A 20,991-nucleotide genomic window follows, 5' to 3' on the forward strand; every position below is an offset into this window, starting at 1 on the left:
TCATGACACAGAAAAACTTTATGTTCAAGACAATCGCTTTTGCATTCCTTTTTGCGACCGCACTCCAGTTTACGGCGTGTGGCGACAACCCGATTGAAGTGGAAAACGGAAAGGACTTCGACTTTGGCAAGCAAGAAATCAAGCTGGCCCTAGACAGTGTCGCCTCGATGCGTAACAAGGTCGATTTCTACCAGTGCATGCAGGAAAATACCGCTATTTCAAACGAGAAAACGCGCAAGGCCCGCTGTGAAACCTTTATCAAAAAATACTCCGGAGACACGGACATTTCGATTATCATCAAGATGGTGTCTGATACCGTGAACTATAGCGACAAGGGTGACTATACCCGCATACAGCCGGGCAGTTCAAGCAGCGCAAACAGTTCCAGTTCCGAAGCCATCAAGGATACCACGGCGCACTACCTGACCGTCAACAAGAACCTGAACATTACGCTTACAAGCTACAAGCAATTGGCAGACAGCATCAGCTCGACCGAAAAAGTCGGCGATCCTGAAATCCGCTTTATCGTCAGAACCTTTATCGAAGGCGACTCCTCGGGTTACGAACCGCTGACCGCCCTTGTACTGGACACCCTGAACGTAAAGAAATGGAGCGGCAAAAAGGCGGCGACCGTACTCATTCCGCGCGGCATCGACCAGATTGAAATCTGCCCCATCGTTATCGAGCAAAACGAACTTAAAGACCAATTCAAAAACGAGACGGTTCTAAAGGACGAGTGCCTCATGGTCAAGAAGATTGGACTTATCAAGGATATGGAAACGACCTCACAGACGACCTCAAATGAGAAAGTCGAAATCAAGTGGGATTGGTTCCTCTACGAAGTCGAATAAATTTCTCTTAAGACGCAAAGGTCCCGGAGCTTTAGCTCCGGGACCTTTCTTTTACTGTTGATTTTTTGCGGCTTCGCGCATACGCTTGCGGGCGCGCGAACCGGGGCGATTCATGCCGATAGTTCGGCGACCTTCCTGATTCTGCGGAATACCGCCGTTCGGCTTTTCGCGATTTTGCGGAGCCTGGCTCTGTTGAATCTGCGGCTTTTGATGCTTCTGCTGATTCTGCGGTTTCTGCTTCGAATGCGGGGCATTCTGCGGATTGCCCGTGTTATGGCCCTCGCGGTTAGATTCGCCTCGACGGTCGCCGCCACGGTTTTCGTGGCGATTCAGCTCACCACGATTCGGCTTGTTGCCGTGATGGTTGCCTTTGGGGAATCCACGGCCGCGTGCATTGCGCATTTCGCTTTCGGGAGTTTCCTTTTGCGGGGGCGGGAGCTTTTCGAAAATCGTCTTGTCGCCTTCGGGAATACTGATGCGAGTCAATTTCTCGATGGCACGAAGGTCCTGTTCTTCGTCGGGAGCGCAGAACGAAATCGCGATACCGTCCTTCCCTGCGCGGGCCGTACGTCCAATACGGTGCACGAACGTTTCCGGGACATCGGGCAGGTCGTAGTTGAAAACATGCGACACATCGTCCACGTCGATGCCACGAGCGGCGATATCAGTCGCCACTAGCACACGAATCTGTTCGCACTTGAAGTTGCCCAGGGCCTCCTGCCTACGGTTCTGGCTCTTGTTGCCGTGAATCGCGGCGCACTTGATGCCCGCCTTTTCAAGCACTCGCGTGATTTTATCCGCACCGTGCTTGGTTCGGCTAAAGACTAGCACCTTTTTCATTTCGGGGTGCGCAAGCAAGAGTTCCTTGAGGAGAGCGCCCTTGCGGCGCTTGTCGATGCGGTAAAGCTCCTGGTGAATGCGCTCGATGGGAGTGCTCTGCGGCGCCACTTCCACCCTCACTGGGTTCGGTCGCAGAATCGTCGCGGCAAGTTTCGTGATGTCATCGGGCATGGTCGCGCTGAAGAACAGGTTCTGCCTGTTCTGCGGGAGTAACGCCACCACCTTGCGAATGTCGTGAATGAACCCCATGTCGAGCATTCGGTCGGCCTCGTCGAGCACGAAAAATTCCAGCGCCTTTAACGACACCGCCTTCTGGTTTATGAGGTCTAGCAAGCGTCCAGGGGTTGCCACCAGCACATCGACGCCTCGAATCAGATTACGCTTTTGGCTGACATCGCTCACGCCGCCAAAAATGCAGGCCGTCGAAATCGCCGTAAACTGGGCGTACTGCTTAAAGCAATCTTCCACCTGAATCGCAAGTTCTCGCGTCGGCAAAAGAATCAGCGCACGGCAAGTCTTAGGCGCACGGAACTTTCCCGAATCCAGCAACAACTGCAAAATCGGAAGCGCAAACGCGGCGGTCTTTCCCGTTCCCGTCTGGGCAATTCCTAGAAGATCTTTGCCTTCCAACAGACTCGGAATCGATTTTTCCTGAATCGGAGTAGGTTGTTCATAGCCAACAGCACGCACAGCGCGTTGCAACGGATTCGCTAAGGGAAGTTCTGAAAAAAGCATATTAGGTTCAAAAATAGAAAAATCTTCAATCGATTATCTAGTCCCGATAACATACTTGACGCAATCAGGTTTCGGAGCCTCGATCCTAAAGCGCAGGACTCGCAGCAGAGTCTCGGCACCATTACGGGTGTATGTCAGATACTGGTAAGTCGATTCGGGGATAATCACGCGGCCCCCTTCCTTAACCAGCTTCATCGCCTTAAAAATCCGGTCGAGGCAATCAGCTTCCTTCAATTGAAGCAGTTCTTCTGTCAGGCAAATGACTACCTGGTCAAACCGGAAATAAATCGAATCCAGCTCCGAAGTCTTTGCAACCATCACATTCTCAATCGGATAGGGATTTTCTGTGACAACCAGGGTACTCCCCATGCAGCGCGTTTCCGCAAGAGTCTTTTCGATATCCTGCGGCATTCCCTCTTTCTTGATAAACCACGGTCTAGATGCACCGTCATTGTACAAAAGCGAAAAATACTTTTGTTCCAACTCACACAGCAGCCTAAGGTCATCCATCACCACATTTTCGTCATCGTGAACAAGGTAGATTAACCCACCAGCCGTTTCCAGGTCAACGGTCTTATTGAATATTCGAGTTTCGTTCATCGGAGCAAGCGCTATTTTATACGTACTTCTCAAGTTTTCCGCAATTTTCCAAAGCGAAAGACTCTCGGACTCGATATTGCGGGGAATAACCATCATTTTCATAGCCCCTTTTCGACGCAATCGATACGGTCTTTTCGCCTCTTCCGCAAACTTTTCGGGCTGCAAATACGCATCCAAAATAGAATCTGTCTCGTGCTGCCCATAAATCAAGTCCATATATTCCGCAGGCTGGCTGCATCCCATCGGGCGACAATTCACTTCAATAAGCACGGGGCCCTTTTCGTCAACCATGTACTCCCCATGAACCATCCCATACTGGATGCCAATGGCTTTTACGGTTTCAAAGGCGTACTCCACAATTTCGGCTTGTCCCGCAGACAGTTCCGAAATACTTTCGATAAACCTGTAAATATATCCACCTTCCGATGTCCTTATCTTGTCATAGACAAGCATCGAGGTCAAGCGAGGCTTTCCGGCCGAAACCGCCGTATTCACAATGTACTCCGTACCAACGATTCTTTCCTGAACAAGGACCTCATGCATCGCATTTCCGTAAAAATCAGTACTTTGCAAATTCGTCCTTACGTGTTCAAGAACTTCTTCTCTGCTGTCACACAAGGCAAGCCCCTGACTTCCTGCACCTTGTAGCGGTTTTACGACACCCCTTTCCAGATGATTTTCGCTTAGGAACTGTTCCGCTTCTTCAACATTCGATACGACTCGCCCTCGAATGTACCTAACACCACCCCTTTTCAGGGCTTCGTGCATGGCATCTTTCCTTGTCATGGAATCAAGAATCGAAGTCGGATTTCCCGGAAGTCCCAGAGATTCCGATAGCCTGTTCGCCATAACCACGCCAGATTCCGTTCCCGGTATGATGATGACTGGATTATAGGATTTCACCAGTTCAACCGTTTCTTCGTAGGTATCACATTCCCGGATAACTTCAAAAGGATACTTTATCTTTTTGTACGTTTCTTCACGATCGACAGCCATTATTCCCGTCGCCTTACATTCTAGGACAACGGCCCTGTAGCCTCGACAGACGATATCCTCGATGAAGTTGTATCCTGTCGATAACGCTTCTGCAACGATTATATTTCTCATAATTGTATCCCCTACATAGCTAATTTAAACCTTGTCTGATTCACACCCAACAGGTAATCATATTTCACTTCTGACGCAATTTTCTTGATCATCCAGATGTTTCCGAATTTTTCTTGATCAGCGCTAAAATGATCAAACGGTAGCCCGATACTTCGAGTATAGACCACAATCGACTCATTCTCTATCGTAATCCTCATATCCATATTAACGTACTTATCTTTAGAATTGCAAGCCGTATAGACAAAGATTTCTTCGGTAGCCACCGCCAAGAGGTTTGCCTTTTGAGAGTCTATTCCGTACTCGTCACAGAAATCAAGAACCATTCTAGTCACCACTCCGGCCTTTTCCATATTCCCATGTATTGAGATATCCAGAACATCGTTCTTAAACTTTTCACTCGGAACAAACAGGAACGGTGACATCTTATGAGAAAGCCTCCTTTGCGCTACAAAGTTATAGGCGAATATACCGACAACGATCAGTAACGAGCATAACGGATACGCAAGCCACAGGCCATCTACGCCCCAACATCTAGACAACAGATACACTAGAGGGACAATGCCCACAAAGCCATCGAAAGCACTTATAATAAAGGCATATTTTTTGCGTCCTAAAGCCATGTGATTGTATTGCGCCACCTGCACAAAGCCCCTGATAACAAACATCACCGAGAATATCCTCACAGCCTTAATCGTCATGGAATACGCATCAGCAGATTCGATATTGTACATAGAGGTAATAATCGAGGGGAAGAACAAGAACAAAAGCGTAAAGATCATATTTACAGCAAGTTGCGATTTTAGAGCCCGCTTACAAAGAAACCGAATTCCCACATAATCTTTCTGAGCCCTCATCACGGCAATCAAGGGGATAATCGATATTGCAATACCGGCCATAAAAATCGACACCAACGAAATCGTCTGAATGCACCCCGCAAAGGCGGTAATGCCCGCAATACCCGCAAGGCTACCCGCCATAAAGTTGCAATACGAGAACTTGACTGCAAAACCCAGCTGGGTCATCGCCGACGACATTCCTCCAGCCACAATCTGCGACAACATTCGAACCGTTTCTTTTGAAAATAGCGCAAAAGAAATCCTGCATTTTCCAAGCAGCACCCAAGCAATCAGGAATGCAAGCCCCACCGCGTAACCGACAAACGTCGCCCATGCGGCCCCCGTTATACCCATATCGAAAAAATGGATAAAGATGTAGTCAAAAATCAGGTTCACCACATTCGCCAAAACATTGATAAACGTAGCGAGTTTAGGGTTCCCTGTCGCAGGCAAAAAATTGATTAGCACCTGGATAAGAATTACAAGAGAGGCACTTATCGCCAGAACCCTTGTATAGGGAATAAACATCGACAACAGAGATTCATCCGTACAAAAGATTCTGGAAATTTCTTCATAAAAAAGGAGTCCTACAAGCGTTATTACTGCCGCAACCGCTAGCGAAGCAAAAAGCGTGAACGAAAAAATCTCGCCAGCCTTTTTCCTTTCCATTTTACCCAAATAGTTGGCATACAGCACCGAGCCCCCGATACCAAACATCGTATAGACAATGGCATACACCAACATAATCGGCATACCCAAATTGACTACACTCATGGCGGGGCTTCCCAAAAGTTGCGCCACGATGATGGAATCCGCAAATTCGTTTAACGAAAGGGCTATAGTACTTACGACAGACGGAATCAAGAATCGAAAAAACTGTCTCTTGACAATTTCGTCATTACGTAAAAGCGCACACGGAGGTTCAATAAAACGGCTCATAAATTTTCCCAAGTACAACAAAGCGCAGAATTACATCCGCGAAAAAATCCTTCTTATCGTTCATTTTAAATATACCATTTTTGCAGAAGGAAATAAAGACAAAAAAAAACACCCCGGCTCCCTATAAGGAGTCGGGATATTTTGTAAGGGAAATCCCCGCCTTCGCGGGGATGACATTCCTCTATTTTATTCTAGGCTTGAGCGAGCATAAGCAAAAAAGATGGCCGAAAGACCATCTTTTTCAAATTCAAGATTTGAAGAAGAAACGAGCGAGAGCAGGTCCTAATCTCTATCTTGTAACGGAAACAAGTTTCCGACAAGATAGGACTACGACATCCTTCGACGATCAATGGGCTAAGCCCATTTCCCGCACTAAAGTGCGGAGTCTCAGTAGAACCCGGACCGAAGGCGTACAACTCGTACGTCGAGAGTCCGGGTGACGAACTATCGCGAAGTTTATTTCTTCAAATATTCGTTGATGCCTGCAGCAGCACGACGACCTTCACCCATGGCGAGGATCACGGTTGCGGCACCCAGCACGATGTCGCCACCGGCGTAGACCTTTTCCATAAAGGTCTTGTTGGCGGTTGCATCTTCGAGAAGGATGTGACCCTTCTTGTCGACGGAGAGTTCCGGCGTGGTGTTGCTGATAAGCGGGTTAGAACCGTTACCGATAGCAACGAGCACGGTGTCGCATTCGATTTCGAAGCTTGCGCCTTCGACCTTGACCGGACGCGGACGGCCCTTTTCATCGGGTTCGCCGAGTTCGTACTTGTCGACGAGCATGCCGCGCACGTGGCCGGCTTCGTCGCCAAGAATCTTGGCCGGGTTCTGCAGAACGCAGAATTCGACACCCTCTTCCTGAGCATGGAGAACTTCTTCCTTACGGGCCGGGAGTTCGTTCATGCTGCGGCGGTAAATGATGCGGACCTTTTCGGCACCGAGACGGAGAGCCATACGGGCAGCGTCCATAGCGACGTTACCACCACCGAGAACGACCACGTTCTTGCCGGGCCACATCGGAGTATCGGCATGTTCCTTGTCGTAGGCGCGCATGAGGTTAGCGCGGGTCAGGTATTCGTTAGCGGCGAACACACCGACCAGGTTTTCACCTTCGATGTTCATAAAGAGCGGGAGGCCTGCACCGGTACCGACGAACACGGCATCGAAGCCATCCTTTTCAATCAAGTCCTTGAGCTTGCGAGTACGGCCGATGACAAAATTTGTCTCGAACTTCACGCCCATGGCAGCAAGGGATTCAATTTCGTTGTCCACGATCTTCTTCGGAAGACGGAATTCAGGAATACCGTAGCGGACCACACCACCGAGCTTGTGGAAAGCTTCGAAGATGGTCACGTCGTGGCCTTCGCGGCGCACGTCAGCAGCGACAACCAGGCCGGCAGGACCGGAACCAATCACAGCAACCTTCTTGCCAGTAGCAGGCTTCACGGCCGGCACAGAAGCGCCACCGTTGTTGCGTTCATAGTCAGCAGCAAAGCGTTCCAAGCGACCGATAGCCACAGCCTGGTTCACGTCCTTGTGCATCTTGCCCATGGTGCAGTTCATCTGGCACTGGCGTTCCTGCGGGCAAACGCGGCCGCAGATTGCCGGGAGCAAGCTCGTTTCCTTAATCTTCGCAATAGCAGCCTTGAAGTCACCTTCGGCAATCTTTGCGATGAAGGCCGGAATGTCGATGTGCACCGGGCAGCTTTCGACGCAGGACGGCTTCTTACAGGCGAGGCAGCGGTTGGCTTCCACAATAGCCTGGGCTTCGGTGTAACCCTGAGCCACTTCTTCCATCACGCGGGCGCGGTAGCTGGGTTCGAGCTGCGGCATCGGCTGGGCCGGAATGGCAGTCTTGTCCTTGGGCTTGAGCGGCTTCGGAAGGGCGTTAATCTTTTCAAGTTCCACCTTGGCGGCGGCGTCCAACTGTTCACGAGTCAAATGTTCAGACATTACTTGCTCTCCTTGGCCTTTGCGTCAGCCATCTTGTCAATGTTGCACTTGTGGCCATCGTTTGCACCGAAGCGGTGCAGAGATTCCTGTTCCTGGGGCTTGAAGGCGCCCATACGCTGGAGCATGTTGTTCCAGTCGACTTCGTGGCCGTCGAATTCCGGACCATCGACGCAGACGAACTTCGTCTTGCCGCCGATAGTCACGCGGCAGCCACCGCACATGCCGGTCCCGTCCACCATGATGCTGTTGAGGCTCACCACGGTCTTCACGCCGTAGGGCTTGGTGGTGAGGGCGCAGAACTTCATCATGATCGGAGGACCGATAGCGATCACCATGTCGGGCTTGCCCTTGGTGTCTTCGCAGAGTTCCTTCAGCGGTTCGGTCACGAGACCCTTGCGGCCATAGGAACCGTCGTCGGTCATGAAGATGATGTTGTCGGCGAGAGCTGTCATTTCGTCCTTCATGAGGAACAGGCTTTCGTTACGGGCACCCATAATGATGGTGACCTTGTTGCCTGCAGCCTTGAGGGCCTGAACAATCGGGTGCATCGGGGCGATACCCACGCCACCGCACACGCAAACCACGTGGCCAAAATTCTCGATGTGGGTCGGAGAGCCGAGCGGGCCCACGAGCACGGGAATATCGTCACCGACTTCGAACTTGGAAAGTTCGGTGGTGGTCTTGCCAACCGTCTGGAAAATCAGGGTGATAGAGCCTTCAGTCGTGTCGGCATCGGCGATGGTGAGAGGCACGCGTTCGCCGTTGTCCTTGTTCGTCTGGAGGATGATAAACTGGCCGGCCTTACGCTCTTGAGCGATCAGCGGGGCCTCGACGCGGAACATGTAGACCGCGGAAGACATTTGTTTTTTAAAGAGAATTTTTGCCATAGTGAGCTGAAAAATAGAAAAAAGGCCAGCCATACGGCAGGGCCCCTTCTGTAAAATAATGCTCCAATTAGGCAACTGGAGCGACTTAAAAAGGAAGATCCCCGCCTTCGCGGGGATGACAGAGTGTGAGGCGGGGATGACAGTGTGTGAAGCGGGGATGGCCGCACGGGTTAGAAGTAGATGAAGCCACCGAAGGTGACAAAGACGCCTTCGCCATTGAAGATCGACTTGGTGTCGGTGAAGAACTTGTCGCCAAAGGCGAATTCACAGGCCGCCCAGTCCTTATACTGGTAACGGAGTCCCATAGAAGCTTCGACCTTACTCGAATAGCTCTCCTTGATCTTGATTTCGTCATACGGAGTCTTGTTATCAATATAGCGGAAGACTTCCCAAATATAGTCCGCTTCACCAAAGATCATCAGTTCATCCGTCAGAAGAACTTCACCCAAGATATTCGGGATCACATCCACGCCCACCGTAGTAAACGAGGTTTCTTTCAGTTTTCCACTTGTCGTGTCGCGCATATCAGCCTTGTCGTAAATGGTAACAGGAACGGCTGTGTTCACACCCATGTAGACATTGGCATAGCTTGCACGAAGCACCGGCGTACCATAGTTAAACACAGGAACAATCGTATTTGCCGAAGCCAGGGAATCACCAATCAGCGTTCCACCAACTTCCCTTTCTTCTTCGTGACGATTAAAGGCTACACCTGCCGACCAGAAGTGCGTACGTGCAGACGGACCGTCCGTCACAATCAAAGATGCGTCCAAATCGCGGTAACGTTCTTCGGTCTTAGGACCTTTAACAGGTTTCACATTCTTTTCGTGATCGTATGTGGTCCAATCGCCTGACAAAGTCACGACATAGCCGCCCAGGGTTTTAGATAAAGTAAGGCCCCAGTCGTCGCCAGCTTCGGTTTCCTTGACATCGGCACTCTTGGTTTCCGTTTTCATTTGTCCTAAGCCCACACGAGCCTCGATGGCAAAGCTGGGTGTCGCATAACCGAGAGTTGCGCGGCCAAGCTCTCCCGAGATATCCATGGCACCAAAGAAGCCACCCAACGAGAAGGCACCCTTTTCACCAGACGGTTCGAGGTAGAAGAACTTATTGAACGCAAGCTTCGTTAGGCGCTTCTCCAGCAAGGTATTCACGTTGTCACCTGCGGCTTCGTTTTCTACACGGTTGTAGGCGTTGCCATGCAAGACCGTGAACGGAGTTTTCGGCGGGCCCATACGGACAGGGGCTTCGGAAGTGGCAGGAGCATTTCCTTCGGCAGTCGCTACAACCTCAGAGGCAGGAACAACAGGAGCGGCGGGCTGTGTTTGTACAGGAGCCGGAGCAGCCTCTTGGGCCGGCTTCGTTTCACTAGCAACGGTTTCAGGAGCAGGAGCTGCAGCGACAGAATTTTCTACGGGAGCCTTTTCCGGCTGGGCCGCTTCGGGAGCAGCAGCGGTTTCTGCAGCGGGTGCAGCCGAAGGCTGTTCGGCGGCGGGTGCGGCAGCAGGGGCAGCAGATTGTTCTGCCGGAGCTGCTGTTTCGGGAGCTGGCTGGGCAGCGGGCGCGGTAGGTGTTTCAGCCTGTGCAGCAGGGGCTGCAGCGGGTGCGGCAGCAGGAGCTGCCTGTTGAGCAAAGGCAAAGGCGGCAGACGCAATCGTCAAAGCCAAAGTCTTCTTTAAATTCATTTTCCACTCCTTATGTTACTTTTTCTTTGCAATTTACCTCAAAAGCAACAAAAAAGCAAGTATTTTTTTTCGAAAGTTGCATTTTTTACAAAATATTGCTTTTTCTCCGAATAAACGCATTGGATTCCATCAACAGAATGTTTATGCTTGAAAAGCTTCTCTGGTTCCCCTCCCTCGTTTCACTCGGTCGAGGATGACAGCTCCAAGATGACACCCTGATACCTCAAAAACATTTCTATTTTAGTCAGCATGTCCGGAACAATCCGCTTTGCACCGAGTCCCACGGGATACCTGCACGAAGGTCACCTGCTTTCGGCTTTGTTCGTTTGGGCAGCCGCAAAAAAATGGAACCTAAGGGTTCACCTGCGCATCGAAGACCACGACCAGGGTCGCGCCCGCAAGGAATACATCGACAGCATCCGCGAAGACCTCGCCTGGCTCGGTTTTACCTACGATAGCGAAAGCATCCAGAGCAACCGCAGCGAAATCTACCAAAGAGTCCTGCAGCACCTTGCCGAAAGGGGGCTCGTGTACCCCTGCTACTGCAGTCGAAAGCAGCTCCTGGCCGAAAATCCGCGAAGCGAAACCGGCGAAGTAATTTACCAGGGAAAGTGTTTTAGACGAGAGAACGCTCGCAAGCTCGCTACAGACGAAAGACGAGAGATTGTTCCGCACAGTTTGCGCATCATTATTCCAGATAAAGTAATCAGCTGGCACGACGAGCGCCTCGGAACCTTTTACGAAAATCCGAAAAAACAATGTGGCGATTTTCCAATCCGTGACCGCGACGGTTACTGGACCTATCAATTCGCCGTCTGCGTCGACGACCTCGCCCAAGGTATCACGCACATTATTCGGGGCGAGGACATCCTGAATTCCACGGCCCGCCAAATAGCCCTCACCGAAATGATCGCCGATGCCTGCCAGGGCGATGCCACCCTCCACTTTCCGCCCTATCAGCGCCCCAAGTACCTACACCACCCCCTCATTGTAGATAGCACCGGAAAAAAGCTTTCCAAGCGCGAACACGCCCATAGCCTAAGGCAAGACAAAGAAGCCGGAACCACCCCCGAACAGCTTTTCGGGCGTCTCCTTTTCAAGGTGGGAATCGCCCAAAGCGATACCCCCACCCCCCTCGACGCCGCTCTTGGACAAATTATCCGTATTTTATAGCGGAGCCCCAGAACAAAAGCCCGAAAAATACGTATATTCGGGATATGTCGTCCCCATCTGCAATTGTTGCCCAAATAAGGCAAGAAGCAGCCCTTTTTGACTCCAAGGACCGCTTACTTCATTTTACTGCAAAAAGCGACTTCCAATCCCCTCCCCTTATGGAAGCCGGTGACTTGTTCTTTGAAAAATGGATGCAGGCACAAGGCCCGCTTCCACTAGAATCCTTTTTCCAGGTATCGGCAAACTTCACGGCACAGCAAAAGATTACCGCGGTCGACACCATGACAACAGTTCTCCGCCAAAAAATGGACGACTTTGGCGAAACGGACTTGTACCTGATTCTTGGATTCCTGAAATGGGACGGCAACGCGCTCGCCCCGAGCCTCCTTGTTCCCCTGGACACAGATGCGTCCCAAAAGACACTTACCATTTCCAAGCGACTCCCGATCGAAAACGTGGTTCTTCGCGAAAGGCTCAAGGACACCGTAACGCTCCCCACCGTCGAAGACGCCATTATAAACGGCAAGTTCAGCCTGCTGCTCTATTTTTCACTTTTTGAAAAAGCCATCGTCGCCGAACGCAATTGGAAGTTCACCCGGCACGGAGTTTGCCTTGGGTTCTTCAACACAAGCCATCTGCTCCTTAAAAAGCGGATGGCACTTGGATTTTCCGACAAGGTCGTAAACGCGAACCCGACGCTTTCTTCCCTTTTCAGCGAAGACGGTTTCCAGACTCAGGAATCCCTGTTCGAAGAGCAGGAATTCAACAAGATTTTTTCGCCTGCAGACCACCATTTCCTGTACACAACCGATTCCCATACCGACAAGGTTACGATCGACGCCCTGAACGAAGACGCCTGCGCATACGCAATTCAGGCCCTTCCCGGAACCGACAAGATGAAGGTTACCGCCAATATCGTTGCCGACTCGGTAGCCAAGGGGCAGAAGGTTTTGGTCACCTACAGGCGAGCCGTTTCGGCGCGCACCTTCCAGGAATCATGGAAACCTTCGTTCCGCACGTTCCCAAAATCCGACCGGGGCGCCCTGGAGCAAGGGATACGCTCCATCCGCAAGGAATTCCTGGACTATTACGAAACTATCAACAAGCCGCTTGCCCCGACAGGCATCCAGCTTTCGCAGCTGCTCCGTGAATTCATCGAGGCAAAACCGCCCAAACGCAAATACAGCGATTCCATTTACCAGGGAATCCCTGCACTCAGCTACAAGGATTTCCTGGAGCTGAAGGCAGACCTGCACCAACTGAACGAACTCTATTTTGAAAAGGGCGGCATCGAAGCACGCAAGGCTTTCCAGGGTGTAAAGCTCCCCGAACTCCAGCCGGAACAAGGAGAGGCCCTTTCGCAGGAACTGAACCGGGCAGCCCAGCACGCGAACGAACTGGACGGACTTATCACCACGATGAAGTCCGCAGGGCTTTTCCCGGCAGGAATCTTCCTTTCGAGCCTCGCCGACATTCTGGAACTGATTCGCGACCATTTCAGCAAGGACACTCCTGTATTCGAATCCTGGCAGCTGAGAAGCCACAACTGGAACGACTACCGCGACACGCTCCTTGCACTCCCCGAAGCGGGCGACAAGTGGGTCAACTACCGCAGGCAGGCTTCTGACATTTACACCGATAACGCCGTCGACGAAAACATCCAGTCGGCACGCGACGATTTTGCCGAATGCCAGAAGATTGCCCTTAAGGGGCTTTCGGACCGTTACCGTTCATCCCGTCGCAAGTTGCTTTCCGTTCTGCGCAAGCCCAAGAGCGTAGAATCCGATGCAAAGCTTCTGGACCTTATAGACACCCTACTCGAATTGCAGGACAACAAGAGAACCTACAAAGAAAGTGCCGTCCTCGGAAACCACCTGCTCGGTAAGGACTGGCACTACGAAGGTTCCAACTGGGAAGAACTCCGGTCCAAGATTCAGTTCATTTACGATTTCCGCGACAAGCACAAGAGCGACCCGAAGCTCGAACTCCTGTTGCAGATTCTCGAGCAATGGCACCTGTTCAAGGAAATGCTCCCCGAGTTCGACAAGCTGTACCGTTCGGTACTCGAACTGCAGCAGTCGATCAGGCAGATTAACAAGGCCATGGCGCTCGAAAATCCGCTTGAAAGCCTGAGCATCGAAAAATGGCTCGACAAGATCAAGTCCTGGAGCGAAAACTGGAACCACCTGGATATCCACGTGCAGCTGACCGCGCTTTTCAAGAAAATGGAAAGCTACCCCTGCAAGAATCTTCTCCAGTACATCGAGAATCCGGACAACGTCGACCGTGAACTGGCACAAGCGGTCGCCCACTGTTGGGCAAGGAACCAAATTCAGATTGTCACCCGAAACTGTCCGGGGCTGTTTACGCAAACACCCAAGGCGCGTTCCCAGAAAAGCAAGGAATACCGCGACCTTCTGGACCGTTTCAGCAGCGCGAACTTCAGCGAACTGCATAGCGCCGTACAGGATACTCCCGATGCGCTAACGACACTTCATCTGAACGAATCGCTCCGGATTCCCGAAGCGACCAACTACGACATCGCCATTATTCTCGATGCCGATAGCATTTCGATTGCAGAAGCATTACCGACACTGCTTGCCGCAAAGAAGGTCATCCTTATCGGCAACCCGCAGAATCCAGGACTCGAATACCAGCCCCTGGATGCCTACCAGGAAAGGCCTCAGCTTTCGCCGTTTTTCCAGGAAAGCATCCTTACGGCAGCACTTCGCCAGGGCATTCCGACACGCGAACTTTGGTTCTCGACGCAATACCCGGACGCAAGCCTTATCGCATTTGCAAACGACAACATCTACAATCACGGTATCAAGCAGTTCCCCTCGCCAAATAACGAAACATTCCGTGGAATCCACCTGAAAGTTACCGACGACAAGGTACTCGCTATTGCGCAGGCCGCACTGCAACATGCGGAACGTCACCCCGAAAAGACTCTCGGTATCGTGGCCTTCCACCAGTCCACCTGCCGTGAAATCGACGACGCCATTCATGCGCAACTGATCGCAGGCTCGGCCGCCTATCATTTCTTTAACAGGCCGAATCCGGACATCCGCTACTTTGTTAAAACCCCCGACCGTGCGGTAGATAACTTTAGGGACGTGATTTTCGTCTGCTGCGAAGCCGAAGGGGCAACCGGCATGGCCGGCGACCACAAGGTATCGCTCTGCACGACCTTGGCCAAAAAGGAACTCCGCGTATTCATTTCCGAGGCGGACCTTTCCAAGAACAACGGTCAGAAACATTCGCTTTTCTGGAACTGGATGCATTACCTGCAGAGCAAGGACTATTCCATTTCCGAAAATACCGCACCGGCACCGTCTCCACTGCGTGAGCAGGTCGTCGCAAAGCTTTCTGCCGAAAACATCGTGTTGCAGGAATCCTTTGCGAAAGGCGGCATTCCCGTAGGTCCCGTCGTCGTAGACGCCAATAACCCCAAGCGGTTCCTTGCGCTTATCGAAGACGACTGCACTACTGAACGTTTCCGTGACTCCGTCGAAGACCGCGACTATATCCGTCCGCTTATCTTAAGACAGCTCGGCTGGAAAGTGCTGAACCTGTGGCTTCCCACCTGGTTCATGGCGCAGAAAGACGAAATCGGACATTTGGTTGCAACGATTGCCATCGAGCAGAGCGTGGCACCGCCGCCTTCTGCCGCGGCCCCCGAAGACGAGGAATCCGAGGCAAGCCTTTCCAATGCGCCGACCACGGTTCCCTACCAGGTGATGCATCCGAAAATCGAAGGCACCGCCCACGACAAGCCGATTGCGGAACTGCCGACGGCAGCCCTTATCACGCAGCTCAAGTTCTATGTGGACAACGAAGCTCCTATTCACCAGGATATGCTGCTCCAGCGCGTCCTGGAACTTCACCATGTAGACCGGATGGGGCCGATGCTCCAAAAGGCGCTTACCGAAGCGATCAACCAGGGACTTCAAAAGAAGCGCTTTATCAAGACCGGGCCCTTCTTCTATTCGCTCAAGCCCAAGGAAGCCGTTCCGCGCAACCGCGCCGACCGCCCCGACTTCGAAAGAAAGCTCGCCTACGTGGCGCCCGAAGAAAGAGCGCTCATGCCAGCGACCATGGACGAACACGCCCTGAAAGAAGCGATGGGACTACTCGAGTAGAGTTACTAGTTCTAAGTTACTAGACTTAGTTGGTAGAACTTAGAGCTTAGGGATATTTCTCTAATAACAGAAATGCCCGACCAAGTCGGGCATGACATTGATTACGCGAAATTCATTTCGCGTGATTGTAGCAGACAGCTACTTCACCTTCACGACGAATGCGGTGATGTTATAAGCGGAAAGCTCGCGGGCCTTGTCCTCTGCCGCCTTCTTGCTTCCCCAGCCACCACCACGCAGCTTGTAGAACGGAGCATCGAACACCACCTGAATGGCATACCCCGTACTTGCAGAAATCTGCGCACGGCGACGCTGGGCAGCATCAAAATCGGCAACAGATTCAAACTGGAGCATATAATAGCCGTCAGACTTCGCCGCCTTTGCCGAAGCCTTTCCCTGAACAGCGGATTCGCTTGTAGAGGAATCGCGGAGAGACGCACTCAGTACAGGCTTATATTCCTTGCCACGGAAAAGGGAATCCAGATCCGTAGGTTCCGACGCATTCGACGTTACGACAGCGGCGGCACACAAACTCATAACAGCTAAAAACTTTCGCATACTGCAAATATAAAAAAATCCCGGTCAAAGACCGGGATTGAAACTTTAAAGCATCGAGACTACTTGATCTTGGAGCGTCTTACACCCCAGATAGAAGTGCTTTCCTGCTTGTTGTCCTTACCGTGGTCGCCCAGCTTAACGAAGGAGTTGAACTTCACGATATAGGCACCGGTACCCACCTGGCGGCCCTTGTCGGAACGCATGTTCCAGGCGATGAAGAAGTTGCGGTCCTTACCCGGATCGTTACACTTTCCACCGTCGAAGTACTGGATCTTCTTGCCGTTCTGATCGACTTCGGTATTGAACTTGTCGTCGCAATAGATCTTGCCACTCTTGCTTGCCACGAAGGAGCCGAGGTTGGTGAAGTATTCGACTTCGTAAGAGAAGTACACGTCGCTCACATCCTCGATTTCGTTTTCAAGAATCAAGCCGAACATATCGGGCATCACGAAGTGACCCGGAACATTCACGGAGTCTCTCAGGATTTCGTCCTTCGAAACAGAGGTGAGGAAGCTTCTCACATAAACAGCCGGACCCGGTTCGGCATCGCTTGTATGACCGAAGTTCTTTTCAATAACGTTCTTTTCACCTTCACCAACAATCAGAACCCACGGAGACGGCAGACGACCGCTCTTGTCATCCAGACCCGTCGGAGAGTTCCAGTTGAACTTGGCGTCTTCTTCAACGTTACGCAGGGTATCGCTACCCGACACATTGTATTCGGCCTTGTCCGTCCAGTAAACGGTTTCGGTGTTACCCGTCACGCGGAGATAGTCACCCTTGTGGGGGCCGATGTTTTCACGGCTATAGGTATAACGGACACGTCCCTGATCGTCAAGTTCGCTCAAGGCCGGTTCCAAAAGTGCTGTCACCTTCGTGGTTCCGCCGTCCACAACAGAGGCGTAACGGGAAGCCTCGTCCTGGATATCGGTTGCAGAATTCAGGAAGTAGTCCATGGAGCTCTTCTTGTTATCCTTAGACACCAGATCCACCGGTTCAGACATCACCACTACAAGGCTATCGCGGTCAAGCAAATCGCCACCCTTGTCGCGCAAGGTCTTCACTTCGACACGCAGCGGAACCGGAGCCACACGGTCAATCAAGTCGGTCTGGAAACCCTGAATGACTTCGTAGGCAGCCTTCTTCTGCGAATCGTTACAGATAGATTCGTCGGCATCGCAGAACTTGGCGTAAGAAATAATTCTACCGCGTCCACCGGTCTTTGCCACTTCGGAAAGCTTGAGACCGCCAATTTTCAGGACGTTGGTGCAGAGGTCGCCCGAGCAGCTCGTCATGCTAGCGTCAATCGGCTGAAGCGTATTACAGAAGATTTTCTCTTCGGAATCCTTCTTCTTGGTAAGGCCTTCTTCGGCAAGGCTGAAGTCCACCTTCAGGTCATCGGTAGAGGTCACCGTGGAGTCCCAAATGATGCAAACCTTGATAGGCAGGGAGTCCTTCGGAATGGCACGGTGATAGTAGATAGCCACGGAGTCAGCGATACCGTCAAGGTATTCCTGATCTTCTCTATAGTATTTTTCATGAATCTTGTAGCCCGGCAGAGTCTTTCCACGAACGTCGAACACGTCAGCAAGGCGCGGAGTCGGCACCGGCGGAGTTCTGAAGAAGATCGGGGAGTATTCGGCAGTCACCGTACCGAGGGCGTTTGCCACCACAATCTTTGCCGGATGGTCCGGACGCCTATATTCCTTATTTTCAGACGTCAAGGAAATAACTGCGTAACCATTTTCAAAGGTCGTTTCGGGCTGAGAGAACACGATTCCTTCGGAGGTACCGTCGGCACCGCTATACATGTGAATGGTCAGCTTGCAATCCGGGCACGGGATAATTCCACCATCGCCATCCGGTTTGAAAATGGCAAGGTACAGGTCAACCACGGAACCGACCCAACGTTCGCCGTTGTTACCGTCGGCTTCGGTATCACCGCTCTTAGCAACCGGAAGCACACCGGAATCAGGAATAGCTTCGATAAACTGGATGACCGGCAAGAAGAACTTGATCTTCATCGTGTTCGTCCTTCCGACAACACTGATGCCCACTTCCTTTTGTCCGTTGTCAGCCTTTTCGAAATCCGTTTCCAGAACCGTCACAAAGACAGTATCGACACCGGTAGGACCAATCGTGCGATTTGCATTAGCTGCAGTCAGGAGCTCAGCGCAAGAACCGTCGTCAGCCACCTTGAGGCAAACCTGCATCAGGGGGTCGGCGTTCAGAGTATACGGAACGTTGCTGGCATCCATCGGAAGAATGTCGAGCGGATCAGAAGACGATTTCGGTTCGTGAACGCTAGAAATGTAGACTGGAACCCAATCACCCGCCATGGCGGAAGTAGTAACAGAGTAGCGACCACCGGTCATTTCGACACCGTTCGTATCCTGAGCGATACCGTCGCGGTAGATAACGTCCACTTCGCCCTGCGGACGGAAGGTAGCCACCTGCTTGGACTTGTTGCCAATCTTCATAAACAAGGTGTAACGGCCCGTTCCGAGTTCGCAAACGTCTTCGGCCTTACCTACAGAGGGCTTTGTCCAATTCGTGAGATCAATAATGCAGTTGTACTGACCCGGCGTCGTAATATGCTTGGAGCGAGCCGACGTAGAGTCCGAAATCTTGCGGCCTTCAACCAGCCAGTAGGAAATATCGAGCCCTGCACATTCGGGTTTATTGGTAAAGTCGCTACCGCAGCAGGTCAAGCCTTCATCGCTACCAACAGCAACCGCGGCACAAGAACCATCACCCGTTTCGGAATAGCAGACATCATAGCTCTTGCTATCGGTAACAGTCTTATCACGGGTCAACGTAATATCCTGTTTCTGGCGAATGTACATATTCGTCTTGATAATCACGTTACTCATAGAGGTACGACGGTCGCAGAAGAAGATATCCAGGTCATATTCATTACCAGGAACAAGGAATCCATCTCCATAAGCAGTAGCTGAATTCAAGTTCTTAAGAACCACGTGTCCCGGAGTTGCAAGGTGCGGACCACCGGCATCCACGACAAGCTTGTTGTTGATGAACACCCAAATGTCGTCGTCACCGCGGAAGGTAAATTCCTGGTCTTCGTAATAGGTGAACTTAGCATGAGATTCAAAGCAGAAATGCTGGTTACGAGGCAGATTTTTATTGCCGTTCATAGCCTTCCAATCCTGACGAGTTCCCCAATCCCAAACAGACGGTTGCTCACCATCATTAAACAAGCCATTACAATCGCGTCCACCAGGCCAACCAGGAGTTGTGCAGTATTGGTCAAAGTTCTTGACAGTATCCTTTACAGGGACTGGAGCTTCAGCCATTCTCTTCCTACGAGCCTTCCAAGTCGGACCCTGGGGAACACCGTTGATTACAACCACATTGGCATCACCGAATTTGCCATCGGAAACAACCATATCGCCACTAGCATCGAGCGTATATGTATCTCCATCATGTTCAAGCGGGTAGAAACCACCAATAAAGTTACCAATCTTGTTGGAATCTGAATCATACCCCCAACGGGTATCCTTACCATAGTGACGGAAAGGCATATCGAAGCACTGAACTTCGTTTACATTCGGAACGTAGTTGAAAAGCGTACTGAATTCGCTTTCGGAATGGAAACATTTTTGCGCATTGGCAGAACCAGAATATTCCGGTTTCTTGGTTGCCGGATTAAGATCCTTCTTCACAATGTCTTTGTGAACACCGACGCAAGGCTCACTTTTATCGGCATTGTAATCTGTAAACAACTTATTCAATTCTCTGTCGGTATCGTAAATCAAGGCCGCCAGCTTGTAGGAACAACGTTCCGTATCACCCGCTTCCGGAATACCGGGGTCAACAGTCGCCCAGCCACCCTGGGTGAGGTCATTCCAGTCATCTTCGTCCGGAACGAAATACAAGGTATTCGTATTAAAGGCGTTGAAATACGTTGCCAAATTGATAGGGGTCGCCTGGGAGGCAGCTTCGTTCATGCCATTGAGGCCCAACTGTTCCGTGGGTTCGTTCTTGCGGTACAGGACGATGCTCGACGGGACCTTATCGCCATCGAAAGCCATATAGTACCAGCCGCACATATCCACCGCCGGCGCCATGGCCGTATCCTTGGTACCGTCAATATTGATCATCACGTTGTCGGACTGCCAGCCTTCGTCCTGGGGAACAAGGAAATAGAAAAATTTTGCATTGGAAGGTTCAGAACCAGCAAAGGTCTTGCCATCGTGCAGGGGATCCTGCATCACATAGACCTTGTTACCGGCACCGGGGCACTTAATGTCACGTTGATTCTTCGGAAGGTTAGGATCATAAGGAGAACTACCATTCCATTCCGACATAAGAATATACTGCAACGGAGCTGTTTTTGAAGTCGATAAGCCAAAAGCGGTTTCCTGAGCTTCACCACCCGCATTAGCCAAATCATATTCATAATAGCCCGAAGTCGCATTATAATTAGATGAATCCACTGGAGCATCAATATTATTCATCGTCACAAAGAAAGATGACGGCCAGTCAGCAGGCTTCTTAAAATAAAGCGTACCAGCACAGCCAGCCCATACACTCTGCACACCTGCAACGAGCATACCTGCACCCAAAGCCCACTTCCACAGGGAGTTCACTGATGTATTCTTCATGTTTATTTCCATCGATGGTTTTCCTTCCAACTAGGCATACCAAAAAGACCGGCCTTTTTG

Annotated in this window: 11 protein-coding genes; 3 read left to right on the top strand and 8 right to left on the bottom strand. The window is 51.3% G+C overall.

What is annotated here, in order from left to right; all coding sequences use genetic code 11:
- The first annotated feature begins 2 nt into the window (after positions 1-2).
- Entirely contained in the window at positions 3-851 is an 849-nt protein-coding gene (locus Q0W37_RS06110) for a hypothetical protein (protein WP_297699761.1), read from the top strand.
- Positions 852-902: 51 nt separating this feature from the next.
- Here Q0W37_RS06110 and Q0W37_RS06115 read toward each other — a convergent pair whose 3' ends face one another.
- The 6 genes from Q0W37_RS06115 to Q0W37_RS06140 form a co-directional block, all read right to left on the bottom strand.
- Positions 903-2,426, bottom strand: coding sequence for a DEAD/DEAH box helicase (locus Q0W37_RS06115; protein WP_297699763.1), 1,524 nt, complete (start codon positions 2,424-2,426; stop codon positions 903-905).
- 33 nt (positions 2,427-2,459) lie between these two features.
- Positions 2,460-4,133, bottom strand: coding sequence for an ATP-grasp domain-containing protein (locus tag Q0W37_RS06120; RefSeq protein WP_297699765.1), 1,674 nt, complete (start codon positions 4,131-4,133; stop codon positions 2,460-2,462).
- 11 nt (positions 4,134-4,144) lie between these two features.
- Positions 4,145-5,908, bottom strand: coding sequence for an MATE family efflux transporter (locus Q0W37_RS06125; RefSeq protein ID WP_297699767.1), 1,764 nt, complete (start codon positions 5,906-5,908; stop codon positions 4,145-4,147).
- A 456-nt stretch (positions 5,909-6,364) separates the two neighbouring features.
- Positions 6,365-7,864 carry an NADPH-dependent glutamate synthase gene (gene gltA / locus Q0W37_RS06130; protein WP_297699769.1) on the bottom strand — a complete coding sequence of 500 codons (1,500 nt, stop codon included), beginning with the start codon at positions 7,862-7,864 and terminating at the stop codon, positions 6,365-6,367.
- The gene (locus Q0W37_RS06135) at positions 7,864-8,751 is read right to left on the bottom strand and encodes a sulfide/dihydroorotate dehydrogenase-like FAD/NAD-binding protein (RefSeq protein WP_072801142.1); all 888 of its coding nucleotides are present in this window, start codon (positions 8,749-8,751) and stop codon (positions 7,864-7,866) included. Before Q0W37_RS06135 ends, gltA begins: the two co-directional genes overlap by 1 nt.
- 170 nt (positions 8,752-8,921) lie before the next feature.
- Positions 8,922-10,436, bottom strand: coding sequence for a hypothetical protein (locus Q0W37_RS06140; protein ID WP_297699771.1), 1,515 nt, complete (start codon positions 10,434-10,436; stop codon positions 8,922-8,924).
- A gap of 249 nt (positions 10,437-10,685) precedes the next feature.
- On the opposite strand from Q0W37_RS06140, the gene Q0W37_RS06145 reads away from it, so the two are divergent.
- Both Q0W37_RS06145 and Q0W37_RS06150 read left to right on the top strand, forming a co-directional pair.
- The gene (locus tag Q0W37_RS06145; protein ID WP_297699772.1) at positions 10,686-11,609 is read left to right on the top strand and encodes a glutamate--tRNA ligase family protein; all 924 of its coding nucleotides are present in this window, start codon (positions 10,686-10,688) and stop codon (positions 11,607-11,609) included.
- 44 nt (positions 11,610-11,653) lie between these two features.
- Positions 11,654-15,751 carry a hypothetical protein gene (locus Q0W37_RS06150; protein ID WP_297699774.1) on the top strand — a complete coding sequence of 1,366 codons (4,098 nt, stop codon included), beginning with the start codon at positions 11,654-11,656 and terminating at the stop codon, positions 15,749-15,751.
- Between the two features lie 138 nt (positions 15,752-15,889).
- Here the strand turns inward: Q0W37_RS06150 and Q0W37_RS06155 are convergent, their stop codons facing one another.
- Together Q0W37_RS06155 and Q0W37_RS06160 are read right to left on the bottom strand one after the other, a co-directional pair.
- The gene (locus tag Q0W37_RS06155) at positions 15,890-16,306 is read right to left on the bottom strand and encodes an SPOR domain-containing protein (RefSeq protein ID WP_297699776.1); all 417 of its coding nucleotides are present in this window, start codon (positions 16,304-16,306) and stop codon (positions 15,890-15,892) included.
- Positions 16,307-16,365: 59 nt separating this feature from the next.
- A complete protein-coding gene (locus tag Q0W37_RS06160; RefSeq protein WP_297699778.1) occupies positions 16,366-20,931 on the bottom strand; it encodes a fibro-slime domain-containing protein in 4,566 nt (1,521 codons plus the stop codon).
- Between the last annotated feature and the right edge of the window lie 60 nt (positions 20,932-20,991).

Source organism: uncultured Fibrobacter sp. (assembly GCF_947166265.1).
GTDB lineage: Bacteria > Fibrobacterota > Fibrobacteria > Fibrobacterales > Fibrobacteraceae > Fibrobacter.